This window comes from Pseudomonas sp. SIMBA_041, assembly GCF_046535095.1.
Classification (GTDB): Bacteria; Pseudomonadota; Gammaproteobacteria; order Pseudomonadales; family Pseudomonadaceae; genus Aquipseudomonas; species Aquipseudomonas mucoides.
Window position 1 is genome coordinate 1 of the sequence record NZ_JAWRXJ010000019.1, and the last position, 12,009, is coordinate 12,009.

A 12,009-nucleotide genomic window follows, 5' to 3' on the forward strand; every position below is an offset into this window, starting at 1 on the left:
CCAGAACGCCCTGAAGTTAACGGCGCAATGGGTTAGCAGCAGAAGTACCAAGGCGACAGGTACCTTGACACGTACCGCGTTTGTCAAAAGTGACTCGCTGTAAGAGTGAAACCGCCAGCCGCCGTGACCGCAGCAACGGATATACACACAACCCCCAAACCCCACCAAATCGCAGACAAACAAAAACGCCCGGCAGAGCCGGGCGTTTTGTATTGACTTGATTAGCGAGCGCGGTAAGTGATGCGCCCTTTGCTCAAGTCATAGGGCGTCAGCTCGACGCGCACTTTGTCACCGGTAAGAATACGAATGTAGTTCTTGCGCATCTTGCCGGAGATATGCGCGGTTACGACGTGCCCATTTTCCAACTCCACACGAAACATGGTGTTGGGCAGGGTGTCGACGACAGTGCCTTCCATTTCGAAGCTGTCTTCTTTCGACATGCAGTAAAGCCCTCGGTGTCCAATGAATGGCCCGGTGCAACTGCGCCAGGCAAAAGCGGCGTGCATTGTGCCCGAAAAATGGGGTTTAAGCCAAGGGGTTCTAGTTCAGGATGACCCAGCGTTGATTAATCAGCAGTTCGATAGGCCGATATTGGGTCTTGTAGCTCATCTTTTTGCAGTTTTTGATCCAGTAGCCGAGATAGACGGCCTCCAGTCCAAGGCGCCGGGTCTCGCCGATCTGCCACAGGATCGCAAAACGCCCCAGGCTGCGACGTTCTTCGGACGGTTCGTAAAAGGTGTAAACCGCCGACAGACCGTTCGGCAGTAAGTCGGTGACGGCCACCGCCAGCAGCCGCCCTGCGAGACGAAATTCGTAGAAACGCGAGAACGGCAGATCCCTCACAAGGAACGTGGAGAATTGATCACGACTCGGCGGGTACATGTCGCCATCCGCGTGGCGCTGTTCGATGTAGCGCTGGTAGAGGTCGAAATACTCTTCGCTGAACTGCGCCCTGGCGGGGCGAACCTGCAGGTCGGCATTGCGTTTGAAAATGCGCTTCTGTTGGCGATTGGGGGTGAATTGCGCCACAGGGATGCGCGCCGGGACGCACGCGTTGCAGTTCTGGCAATGAGGCCGGTAGAGGTGGTCGCCGCTGCGCCGAAAACCCATTTCAGACAAATCTGCATAGACATGCACATCCATGGGCTGGCTAGGGTCGAGAAACAGGGTCGTGGCCTGTTCATCTGGCAGATAGCTGCAAGAGTGGGGCTGAGTGGCATAGAACTTCAAACGCGCCAACTCGGTCATGATCAACCCTCGGGAAAAAGCTTTGAATTAAGTGTAAGCCACCGGCGCGAAAGTCGCTCAGCAAACCCATGTGGCGCGGTTGGGTTGATCCAGGTGCTGCGCCAGGTAACCGGCGAATTCGCGGCGTGGGATCGCTCGTGCGCCAAGGCTATGCAGATGATCGGTCGGCATCTGGCAGTCAATCAGCACAAAACCCGAGTCTTTCAGATGTCGCACCAGTGTGGCAAAGCCAAATTTGGAGGCGTTGTCGGCGCGGCTGAACATGGACTCGCCGAAGAACAACTGCCCCATCGCCAGGCCGTACAGCCCGCCAACCAGCTCGCCCTGATCCCAGACTTCCACCGAATGCGCATGGCCGCGCCTGTGCAGTTCAATGTAGGCGTCCTGCATGGCCTGGGTGATCCAGGTGCCGTCGGCGTAATCACGCGGCGCGGCGCAGGCACGGATGACGGCGGCGAAATCCTGATCGAAGGTCACTTGATAGCGCTGTTGGCGCAGCAATTTACCCAGGCTGCGGGAAACATGCAGTTCGTCGGGAAACAACACGGTGCGCGGATCCGGCGACCACCAGAGAATCGGCTGGCCTTCGGAGAACCACGGAAAGCAGCCATGGCGATAGGCCTGAATCAGACGATCGGCAGACAGATCGCCCCCGGCAGCCAAGAGCCCGTTGGGGTCGCGCATGGCTTTTTCCAGCGGGGGGAAGGTCAGGGTATTGCGTTGTAACCAAGTCAGCATGGCATCCGGGCTTGCAGAAGGGGAGGGCGGTGGCGGGCTGGTGGGCCCGCCGTAAAGTGTGCCGTTAAACGGTGGGAATGTCGTCGAGGTATTTTTCGGCGTCCAGTGCGGCCATGCAACCGGCCCCGGCGGACGTGACGGCCTGGCGGTAAACGTGATCGGCGACATCGCCGGCGGCAAACACGCCGGGGATTGCGGTGGCGGTGGCGTCGCCTTCGTTGCCGCTTTTGACCCGCAGATAGCCGTCGCGCATCGGCAGTTGATCGATAAACAGATCGGTATTGGGTTTATGGCCGATGGCGATGAACACGCCGGCCAGCGCCAACTCACGGGTTTCGCCGGTCTGGCTGTCGCGCAGGCGGGCGCCGGTCACGCCGCTGGCATCGCCCAGCACTTCATCCAGATTCTGATTCCAGTGCAGGCGAATATTGCCGTTGGCGGCTTTCTCGAACAGTTTGTCCTGGAGGATTTTCTCCGAGCGCAGCTTATCGCGACGGTGAATCAGATGGACTTCCTTGGCGATGTTCGACAGATACAGGGCCTCTTCAACGGCGGTATTGCCGCCACCGATCACCGCCACCACCTGATTGCGGTAGAAAAAGCCGTCGCAGGTCGCGCAGGCGGAAACCCCTCGGCCGGCGAACGTCTCTTCCGAGGGCAGGCCCAGGTATTGCGCCGAAGCGCCGGTGGCGATGATCAGGGCGTCGCAGGTGTAGGTGCCGCCGTCGCCAATCAGTTCAAACGGGCGCTGTTGCAACTTGGCGGTGTGGATGTGGTCGTAAACGATCTCTGTGTCAAAGCGTTCGGCGTGTTTTTGCATGCGCTCCATCAGCACCGGGCCGGTGAGCCCTTCGACGTCGCCGGGCCAGTTGTCGACTTCGACAGTGGTGGTGAGCTGGCCACCTGCCTGTATGCCGGTAATGACAACGGGTTTGAGGTTGGCGCGGGCGGCATAAACGGCTGCGCTGTAACCGGCAGGGCCGGAACCCAGAATGATCAGGCGTGAATGCTTCGCTTCGCTCATAAAAACACCTCATAAGCCTTTGTCACGAAAGAGAATGCATGCTCAAATTGGCCGCATATACCGGCACTTTTTGGCTATGCTGTACCCAGTGCCTCACGCATGTTATCGGGCGAACAAACCCGTACAATGCCTGCGTGCAAAGGGGGTTGTAACAAAATAAGCAGTGCTCACCATGTTTATAAAAGACGGGGTGCAGTGTTAAAAGTAGTCCCGGTTGAGCCTGTTCACTTTTTTACCTGCCTGGATTGGGCAGTTTTTTATAGTCATTCAACAGATGGACGCGCCTCGGGCGCAGGAAAAGAAGCGTTTTGAAGAAATCCACCGCAGCACCCAAAACAGTCGTTCCGCTCTGGCGCCAGCATTTGCACTACCGGCTCAAGGAAGGTGCATTGATCGCCATTGGCGCCTTGTGCCTGTTCCTGATGATGGCCTTGCTGACTTACGGCAAGGACGATCCGGGATGGAGTCACAACAGCAAGATTGATGACGTGCAGAACTTCGGCGGTCCCGCCGGTTCCTACAGCGCTGACATCCTGTTCATGGTGCTGGGTTACTTCGCCTATATCTTCCCGTTGCTGCTCGCGGTCAAGGTCTATCAGATCTTCCGTCAGCGCCACGAGCCGTGGCAGTGGAGCGGCTGGCTGTTCTCCTGGCGCCTGATCGGCCTGGTGTTTCTGGTGCTGTCTGGCGCCGCCCTGGCGCACATCCATTTCCACGCCGCCACCGGCCTTCCGGCGGGTGCTGGCGGCGCTTTAGGCGAAAGCCTTGGCGACCTGGCGAAGAACGCGCTGAACATCCAGGGCAGCACGCTGCTGTTCATCGCGCTGTTCCTGTTTGGCCTGACGGTGTTCACCGACCTGTCATGGTTCAAGGTGATGGACGTCACCGGCAAGATCACCCTCGACCTGTTCGAACTGTTCCAGGGCGCGGCCAATCGCTGGTGGGCAGCCCGTACCGAACGCAAGCAACTGGTGGCGCAACTGCGTGAAGTCGATGATCGCGTGCATGACGTGGTCGCACCGACCGTCACCGACAAGCGCGAGCAGGCCAAGGTCAAGGAACGCCTGATCGAACGCGAACAGGCCCTGAGCAAGCACATGTCCGAGCGCGAGAAGCAGGTACCGCCGGTCATTGCGCCAGCGCCGCCGAAACCCGCTGCACCGAGCAAGCGTGTGGAGAAAGAGAAGCAGGCACCGTTGTTCGTCGACAGCGCCGTGGAAGGCACCTTGCCGCCGATCTCGATCCTCGACCCTGCGGAAAAGAAACAACTCAATTACTCGCCCGAATCCCTGGCTGCGGTTGGCCATTTGCTGGAAATCAAGCTCAAGGAATTCGGCGTCGAAGTCTCGGTGGATTCGATCCACCCGGGCCCGGTGATTACCCGTTACGAAATTCAACCGGCGGCAGGCGTGAAAGTCAGCCGTATCGCCAACCTGGCGAAAGACCTGGCACGTTCCCTGGCCGTGACCAGTGTGCGTGTGGTTGAAGTGATTCCCGGCAAGACTACCGTCGGTATCGAGATCCCCAACGAGGACCGCCAGATCGTGCGGTTCTCCGAAGTGCTGTCGACTCCTGAGTACGACAACTTCAAGTCGCCGGTCACCCTGGCCCTCGGTCACGACATCGGCGGCAAGCCGGTCATCACTGACCTGGCGAAAATGCCGCACTTGCTGGTGGCCGGTACGACCGGTTCCGGTAAGTCGGTGGGCGTGAACGCGATGATCCTGTCGATCCTGTTCAAGTCCGGCCCGGAAGACGCCAAACTGATCATGATCGACCCGAAAATGCTTGAGTTGTCGATCTACGAAGGCATCCCGCACTTGCTGTGTCCGGTCGTGACCGACATGAAGGACGCGGCCAACGCCCTGCGCTGGAGCGTGGCGGAAATGGAGCGGCGCTATAAACTAATGGCGAAGATGGGCGTACGGAACCTGTCCGGCTTCAACGCCAAGGTCAAGGAAGCCCAGGACGCCGGCACGCCGCTGACCGACCCGTTGTACAAGCGCGAAAGCATTCACGACGAAGCGCCGCTGCTGACCAAGCTGCCGACCATCGTCGTGGTCGTCGACGAATTTGCCGACATGATGATGATCGTCGGCAAGAAGGTTGAAGAACTGATCGCCCGTATCGCCCAGAAGGCCCGTGCTGCCGGTATTCACTTGATCCTGGCGACCCAGCGTCCGTCGGTGGACGTGATCACCGGTCTGATCAAGGCCAACATCCCGACGCGTATGGCGTTCCAGGTGTCGAGCAAGATCGACTCCCGGACCATCATCGACCAGGGCGGTGCCGAACAATTGCTGGGTCACGGTGACATGCTCTACATGCCACCGGGCACCAGTCTGCCGATTCGTGTGCACGGCGCGTTCGTGTCCGATGACGAGGTTCACCGCGTGGTGGAAGCCTGGAAACTGCGCGGCGCACCGGAATACAACGACGAAATTCTCGCCGGTGTCGAAGAAGCCGGCAGCGGCTTTGAGAATGGCGGCGGTGGTGGCGACGATGATGCTGAAACCGATGCGCTCTACGACGAAGCGGTGCAGTTCGTCCTGGAAAGCCGTCGCGCGTCCATCTCGGCCGTTCAGCGCAAACTGAAAATCGGCTACAACCGCGCCGCACGCATGATCGAAGCCATGGAAATGGCCGGGGTCGTGACGTCCATGAATACCAACGGTTCGCGTGAAGTCCTGGCGCCTGGCCCGGTACGCGACTGATTTGCTTTGAAGCAGGGTGGCGCAGTGACGCGCCACTCGCACCCCCCACGAATATCAAGAGGACTCCCATGCGTCTTATCCGCATGTTGTTGCTGCCGGTTCTAGCTTTGACCACGCTCTCGGCCCACGCCGATGACAAGGACGTGGCGCGCCTGACCCAATTGCTGGAAAAATCCCAGACATTGACCGCACGTTTCTCCCAGCTGACGCTTGATGGCAGCGGCACCCAGTTGCAGGAAACCGCTGGTGATATGTCGTTGCAGCGCCCGGGCCTGTTCTACTGGCACACCAATGCGCCGGCTGAACAAACCATGGTGTCCGACGGCAAGAAGGTCACCCTGTGGGACCCGGATCTGGAGCAGGTCACTATCAAGACCCTCGACATGCGTCTGACCCAGACCCCGGCGCTGCTGCTGTCTGGTGATGTGTCCAAGATCAGCCAGAGCTTCGACATCAGCGCCAAGGAAGCCGGCGGCGTGATCGACTTCACCCTGAAGCCGAAAACCAAAGACACCTTGTTCGACAGCCTGCGTCTGTCGTTCCGTAACGGTCTGGTCAACGACATGCAACTGATCGACAGCGTCGGTCAGCGCACCAATATCCTGTTCACCGGTGTGAAGGCCAACGAGCCGATCCCGGCGTCCAAGTTCAAGTTCGACATCCCTAAAGGGGCGGACGTGATCCAGGAATAAACCGCAATACCTGTAGGAGTGAGCCTGCAGTGTTCAAGTAGTGAGGTTTCGCAAGTCGTGATGGACCTGTTTCGCAGCGCCCCGATTGCTCAGCCCTTGGCCGCCCGCCTGCGTGCGGCCAATCTGGACGAGTACGTCGGTCAGGAACACCTGCTCGCTCGCGGCAAGCCTTTGCGTGAAGCGCTGGAGCAGGGCGCCCTGCATTCGATGATTTTCTGGGGCCCGCCGGGCGTGGGCAAAACCACCCTGGCGCGGTTGCTGGCGGAAGTCTCGGATGCGCACTTCGAAACGGTCTCGGCGGTGCTGGCCGGCGTGAAGGAAATCCGTCAGGCGGTGGAAATCGCCAAGCAACAGGCCGGGCAGTACGGCAAACGTACGATCTTGTTTGTCGATGAAGTTCACCGCTTCAACAAGTCCCAGCAGGACGCGTTCCTGCCGTACGTTGAAGACGGCACGCTGATTTTTATCGGCGCGACCACCGAAAACCCCTCGTTCGAACTCAACAACGCCTTGCTCTCGCGGGCCCGCGTCTATGTGCTCAAGAGCCTCGACGAAGCGGCACTGCGCAAACTGGTGCATCGCGCGCTGACCGAAGAGCGTGGGTTGGGCAAGCGCCAGCTGACACTCAGCGATGAAGGCTTCCAGATGCTGTTGTCCGCCGCCGATGGCGATGGCCGGCGGCTGCTCAATCTGCTGGAAAACGCCTCGGACCTGGCCGAAGACAACAGCGAGATCGGCGTCGATCTCCTGCAAAGTCTGCTCGGCGATACCCGTCGGCGTTTCGACAAGGGCGGCGAAGCGTTCTACGACCAGATTTCCGCGCTGCATAAATCGGTGCGCGGCTCCAATCCGGACGGCGCGTTGTATTGGTTCGCGCGGATGATCGACGGCGGTTGCGATCCGCTGTACCTGGCCCGGCGCGTGGTGCGCATGGCCAGCGAAGACATCGGCAATGCCGACCCGCGCGCCCTGAGCCTGTGCCTGGCGGCGTGGGAAGTGCAGGAGCGCCTCGGCAGCCCCGAAGGTGAATTGGCGGTGGCCCAGGCCATTACCTATCTGGCCTGCGCGCCGAAAAGCAACGCGGTGTACATGGGCTTCAAGGCCGCGATGCGCAGCGCCACCGAGCACGGTTCGCTGGAAGTGCCGCTGCACCTGCGCAATGCCCCGACCAAATTGATGAAGCAACTCGGCTACGGCGACGAATACCGTTACGCCCACGATGAGCCGGATGCCTACGCCGCGGGCGAAGACTACTTCCCGGAAGAACTCGAACCGCAGCCGTTCTACCAGCCAGTGCCGCGTGGCCTGGAATTGAAGATCGGTGAGAAACTCAATCACCTCGCCCAACTTGACCGTCTAAGCCCTCGGCAGCGGAGAAAATAGTGATTCCATTGGTCATCGCGGTGTCCATCGGCGGTGTCGCCGGCACACTGTTACGTTTTGCTACCGGAAACTGGATCAACGCTAATTGGCCGCGGCACTTCTATACCGCGACGCTGGCCGTTAATATCGTGGGCTGTTTGCTGATCGGTGCTCTATACGGTCTTTTTTTGATTCGTCCGGAGGTGCCGCTTGAGGTGCGTGCCGGGTTGATCGTCGGCTTCCTCGGAGGGCTGACGACTTATTCATCCTTTTCACTGGATACGGTGCGCCTGCTGGAAAGCGGGCAAGTGCCGCTGGCCTTGGGCTATGCGACGCTCAGCGTATTCGGCGGGCTGCTTGCCACCTGGGCCGGCCTGTCCTTGACCAAACTTTGATAAACGAGAAACCGACATGCTCGATTCCAAACTGTTACGTAGCAACCTTCAGGACGTAGCGGACCGCCTGGCATCCCGTGGCTACACGCTGGATGTTGCGCGCATCGAAGCGCTGGAAGAACAGCGCAAGACCGTCCAGACCCGCACCGAAGCACTGCAGGCTGAGCGTAATGCCCGTTCCAAATCCATCGGTCAGGCCAAGCAGCGCGGCGAAGACATCGCGCCACTGATGGCTGACGTCGAGCGCATGGCCAGCGAATTGAGCGCCGGTAAAGTCGAGCTGGACGCGATCCAGACCGATCTGGATTCGATCCTGCTGGGCATCCCCAACCTGCCGCACGAATCGGTGCCGATTGGCGAAGACGAAGACGGCAATGTCGAAGTCCGTCGCTGGGGCACCCCGACCGCGTTCGATTTCCCGGTTCAGGACCACGTGGCCCTGGGCGAGAAATTCGGCTGGCTGGACTTCGAAACCGCCGCCAAGCTGTCCGGCGCGCGTTTCGCCCTGCTGCGCGGCCCGATTGCCCGTCTGCACCGTGCGCTGGCGCAATTCATGATCAACCTGCACGTTACCGAGCACGGCTACGAAGAGGCCTACACGCCTTATCTGGTCCAGGCGCCGGCGCTGCAAGGCACCGGTCAACTGCCGAAGTTCGAAGAAGACCTGTTCAAGATCGCCCGCGAAGGCGAAGCCGATCTGTACCTGATCCCGACTGCCGAAGTGTCGCTGACCAACATCGTCGCTGGCGAAATCGTTGATTCGAAACTGCTGCCGATCAAGTTCGTGGCCCACACCCCGTGCTTCCGCAGCGAAGCCGGTGCGTCGGGTCGTGACACCCGCGGCATGATCCGTCAGCACCAGTTCGACAAAGTTGAAATGGTCCAGATCGTTGAGCCGTCGACCTCGATGGAAGCGCTGGAAAGCCTGACCGCCAACGCCGAGAAAGTCCTGCAACTGCTGGAGCTGCCTTACCGCACCCTGGCGCTGTGCACCGGCGACATGGGCTTCAGCGCGGTCAAGACGTACGACCTGGAAGTGTGGATTCCGAGCCAGGACAAGTACCGCGAGATTTCGTCGTGCTCCAACTGCGGCGATTTCCAGGCCCGTCGCATGCAAGCGCGTTTCCGCAACCCGGAAACCGGCAAGCCTGAACTGGTTCACACCCTGAACGGTTCCGGCCTGGCGGTCGGTCGTACCCTGGTGGCGGTGCTGGAGAACTATCAGCAGGCCGACGGTTCGATCCGCGTGCCTGACGTGCTGAAGCCGTACATGGGTGGCCTTGAGGTCATCGGCTAAATGAACTATCTGCCGCTGTTTCACAACCTGCGCGGCAGTCGTGTGTTGGTTGTCGGTGGGGGGGAGATTGCCTTGCGCAAATCCCGCCTGCTGGCCGATGCCGGTGCGCTGCTGCGGGTGGTTGCACCTGAAATCGAACCGCAACTGCGCGAACTGGTGGCCGGCAGCGGCGGCGAGTGCCTGTTACGGGGTTATGTCGAAACGGATCTGGACGGTTGCGGGCTGATCATTGCCGCCACCGACGACGAGCCATTGAACGCGCAAGTGTCCGCCGATGCCCATCGGCGGTGTGTGCCGGTCAACGTCGTTGACGCACCGGCCCTGTGCAGCGTGATCTTTCCGGCGATTGTCGATCGTTCCCCGCTGATTATTGCGGTGTCCAGCGGCGGCGATGCGCCGGTGCTGGCCCGGTTGATTCGCGCCAAGATTGAAACCTGGATTCCTTCTACCTACGGTCAACTGGCCGGTTTGGCGGCGCGTTTCCGCCATCAGGTCAAAGGTCTGTTTCCGGATGTGCAGCAGCGTCGCGGGTTCTGGGAAGACGTCTTCCAAGGCCCGATTGCTGACCGGCAACTGGCCGGGCAGGGCGCCGAAGCCGAACGTCTGTTGCAGGCGAAAATCGACGGCGAAGCGGATGTCACCACCGGTGAGGTGTACCTGGTCGGGGCGGGGCCGGGTGATCCCGATCTGCTGACGTTCCGTGCCTTGCGGCTGATGCAGCAAGCTGACGTGGTGTTATATGACCGCTTGGTGGCCCCGGCGATTCTGGAATTGTGCCGTCGTGATGCCGAGCGCGTTTACGTCGGCAAGCGCCGCGCCGATCACGCCGTGCCGCAGGATCAGATCAACCAGCAACTGGTCGATCTGGCCAAGGCTGGCAAGCGCGTGGTGCGGTTGAAGGGCGGTGATCCGTTTATCTTCGGTCGCGGCGGTGAAGAGATCGAAGAGCTGGCGGCCCATGGCATCCCGTTCCAGGTGGTGCCGGGTATCACGGCGGCCAGCGGTTGCGCGGCGTACGCCGGGATTCCGCTGACCCATCGCGATTACGCCCAGTCCGTACGGTTTGTCACCGGGCATTTGAAGGACGGTTCCACCGATCTGCCGTGGGCCGACCTCGTCGCGCCGGCGCAGACGCTGGTGTTCTACATGGGCCTGGTGGGCTTGCCGGTTATCTGCGAGCAGTTGATCAGGCACGGTCGCGGTGCGGATACCCCGGCGGCGTTGATTCAGCAGGGCACTACGGTCAATCAGCGGGTGTTTACCGGCACGTTGGCGGACCTGCCACGGTTGGTCGCGGAGCATGAAGTGCATGCGCCGACGTTGGTGATTGTTGGGGAAGTGGTGCAACTGCGCGAGAAACTGGCGTGGTTCGAAGGGGCTCAGGCGCAAGTCTAGAGACCGAGTCGCCTCCATCGCGGGCAAGCCCGGCTCCTACAGTGATTTGTGTCGTTGTAGGAACCGAGCTTGCTCGCGATGGGTCCTTCTAATCCTGCACAAAACCTCAGGCCTTGCGCCAAACCCCTTTCCCGCTCAACCGCGCCCGATCATGCGCCACGGTAAAGTCCTGTGCCGGCCCTTTCGGCACAATCCCGGTCGGGTTGATGGTCTTGTGGCTGCCGTAGTAGTGATGCTTGATGTGCTCAAAACTCACCGTCTCGGCAATCCCCGGCCACTGGTAAATCTCACGCAACCAGTTCGACAGGTTCGGATAATCGGCAATCCGCCGCAGGTTGCACTTGAAGTGCCCGTGGTACACCGCGTCAAAACGAATCAGCGTGGTGAACAGCCGAATATCCGCTTCGGTCAGGTATTCGCCGGTCAGGTAACGATTGGCGCCTAACAGCTGCTCCAGCCGATCCAGTTCTTCAAACAAACCATCAAACGCTTCTTCATAAGCGTGCTGCGAGGTCGCAAACCCGGCGCGGTACACGCCGTTGTTCACCGCCGGGTAAATCCGCTCATTCAACGCATCGATTTCACCGCGCAGTGGCTCAGGGTAGAAATCCAGGTCATTGCCGGTCAGGTCATCAAATGCGCTGTTGAACATGCGGATGATCTCCGCCGATTCATTGTTGACGATGCGGTTCTGTTGTTTGTCCCACAGCACCGGCACCGTGACGCGGCCGGTGTAGTTGGCGGTGTCGGCGATGTAACGCTGGTGCATGAAGTCGAGATGATCGAGTTTGTCGCCGGTAGAGCCCAGGCGCTGGTCGAAGGTCCAGCCGTTTTCCAGCATCAGCCAACTGACCACCGATACGTCGATCAGGTTTTCGAGACCTTTGAGTTTGCGCAGGATCAGCGTGCGGTGAGCCCACGGACAGGCGAGGGACACGTAGAGGTGATAGCGGCGGGCCTCGGCGGCAAAGCCACCGACACCGGTCAGGCCCGGCTTGCCGTCGGTGGTGACCCAGTTGCGGCGTTGCGCCTGTTCGCGCTGGAACGCGCCGTCCTTGCCGCTTTCGTACCACTGGTCTTGCCAGCGGCCTTCGACTAATAAACCCATGATCAAGACTCCTCAAACCGATAAATCGTTGGAGAG

Annotated in this window: 11 protein-coding genes; 6 read left to right on the top strand and 5 right to left on the bottom strand. The window is 60.2% G+C overall.

Features of this window, described 5'->3' with window-relative positions; translation table 11 throughout:
- Window positions 1-221: 221 nt before the first annotated feature.
- The 4 genes from infA to trxB all read right to left on the bottom strand — a co-directional run bounded on the left by infA (window position 222) and on the right by trxB (window position 3,010).
- Window positions 222-440, bottom strand: a complete 219-nt coding sequence (infA, locus tag SB725_RS29500) for a translation initiation factor IF-1 (RefSeq protein WP_002553999.1) — start codon at window positions 438-440, stop codon at window positions 222-224.
- Between the two features lie 100 nt (window positions 441-540).
- Entirely contained in the window at window positions 541-1,248 is a 708-nt protein-coding gene (locus SB725_RS29505) for an arginyltransferase (RefSeq protein WP_027925128.1), read from the bottom strand.
- Window positions 1,249-1,305: 57 nt separating this feature from the next.
- Window positions 1,306-1,986 carry a leucyl/phenylalanyl-tRNA--protein transferase gene (gene aat, locus SB725_RS29510; protein ID WP_027925129.1) on the bottom strand — a complete coding sequence of 227 codons (681 nt, stop codon included), beginning with the start codon at window positions 1,984-1,986 and terminating at the stop codon, window positions 1,306-1,308.
- Between the two features lie 64 nt (window positions 1,987-2,050).
- Entirely contained in the window at window positions 2,051-3,010 is a 960-nt protein-coding gene (trxB, locus tag SB725_RS29515; protein ID WP_027925130.1) for a thioredoxin-disulfide reductase, read from the bottom strand.
- Window positions 3,011-3,318: 308 nt separating this feature from the next.
- On the opposite strand from trxB, the gene SB725_RS29520 reads away from it, so the two are divergent.
- The 6 genes from SB725_RS29520 to cysG all read left to right on the top strand — a co-directional run bounded on the left by SB725_RS29520 (window position 3,319) and on the right by cysG (window position 10,865).
- Window positions 3,319-5,724 carry a DNA translocase FtsK gene (locus tag SB725_RS29520; protein WP_027925131.1) on the top strand — a complete coding sequence of 802 codons (2,406 nt, stop codon included), beginning with the start codon at window positions 3,319-3,321 and terminating at the stop codon, window positions 5,722-5,724.
- Between the two features lie 68 nt (window positions 5,725-5,792).
- Window positions 5,793-6,416, top strand: coding sequence for an outer membrane lipoprotein chaperone LolA (gene lolA, locus SB725_RS29525; RefSeq protein WP_027925132.1), 624 nt, complete (start codon window positions 5,793-5,795; stop codon window positions 6,414-6,416).
- Between the two features lie 60 nt (window positions 6,417-6,476).
- Window positions 6,477-7,799: a replication-associated recombination protein A gene (locus SB725_RS29530; protein ID WP_027925133.1), complete on the top strand. Its 1,323-nt coding sequence runs from the start codon at window positions 6,477-6,479 to the stop codon at window positions 7,797-7,799.
- Window positions 7,799-8,173 carry a fluoride efflux transporter CrcB gene (crcB, locus tag SB725_RS29535; protein WP_410922965.1) on the top strand — a complete coding sequence of 125 codons (375 nt, stop codon included), beginning with the start codon at window positions 7,799-7,801 and terminating at the stop codon, window positions 8,171-8,173. Before SB725_RS29530 ends, crcB begins: the two co-directional genes overlap by 1 nt.
- Before the next feature lie 16 nt (window positions 8,174-8,189).
- On the top strand, window positions 8,190-9,470 hold the full coding sequence (serS, locus tag SB725_RS29540; RefSeq protein ID WP_059182587.1) for a serine--tRNA ligase: 1,281 nt from the start codon (window positions 8,190-8,192) through the stop codon (window positions 9,468-9,470).
- Entirely contained in the window at window positions 9,471-10,865 is a 1,395-nt protein-coding gene (gene cysG, locus SB725_RS29545; RefSeq protein WP_410922966.1) for a siroheme synthase CysG, read from the top strand.
- 106 nt (window positions 10,866-10,971) lie between these two features.
- Here cysG and SB725_RS29550 read toward each other — a convergent pair whose 3' ends face one another.
- The gene (locus SB725_RS29550) at window positions 10,972-11,973 is read right to left on the bottom strand and encodes a glutathione S-transferase family protein (protein ID WP_410922967.1); all 1,002 of its coding nucleotides are present in this window, start codon (window positions 11,971-11,973) and stop codon (window positions 10,972-10,974) included.
- Window positions 11,974-12,009: the final 36 nt, after the last annotated feature.

Bases quoted from the DNA above. Each gene is read 5' to 3' on its own strand.
- trxB (WP_027925130.1), bottom strand. From the start codon at position 3,010: ATGAGCGAAGCGAAGCATTCACGCCTGATCATTCTGGGTTCCGGCCCT.
- infA (WP_002553999.1), bottom strand. From the start codon at position 440: ATGTCGAAAGAAGACAGCTTCGAAATGGAAGGCACTGTCGTCGACACC.
- SB725_RS29505 (WP_027925128.1), bottom strand. From the start codon at position 1,248: ATGACCGAGTTGGCGCGTTTGAAGTTCTATGCCACTCAGCCCCACTCT.
- serS (WP_059182587.1), top strand. From the start codon at position 8,190: ATGCTCGATTCCAAACTGTTACGTAGCAACCTTCAGGACGTAGCGGAC.
- SB725_RS29530 (WP_027925133.1), top strand. From the start codon at position 6,477: ATGGACCTGTTTCGCAGCGCCCCGATTGCTCAGCCCTTGGCCGCCCGC.
- SB725_RS29550 (WP_410922967.1), bottom strand. From the start codon at position 11,973: ATGGGTTTATTAGTCGAAGGCCGCTGGCAAGACCAGTGGTACGAAAGC.
- lolA (WP_027925132.1), top strand. From the start codon at position 5,793: ATGCGTCTTATCCGCATGTTGTTGCTGCCGGTTCTAGCTTTGACCACG.
- cysG (WP_410922966.1), top strand. From the start codon at position 9,471: ATGAACTATCTGCCGCTGTTTCACAACCTGCGCGGCAGTCGTGTGTTG.
- aat (WP_027925129.1), bottom strand. From the start codon at position 1,986: ATGCTGACTTGGTTACAACGCAATACCCTGACCTTCCCCCCGCTGGAA.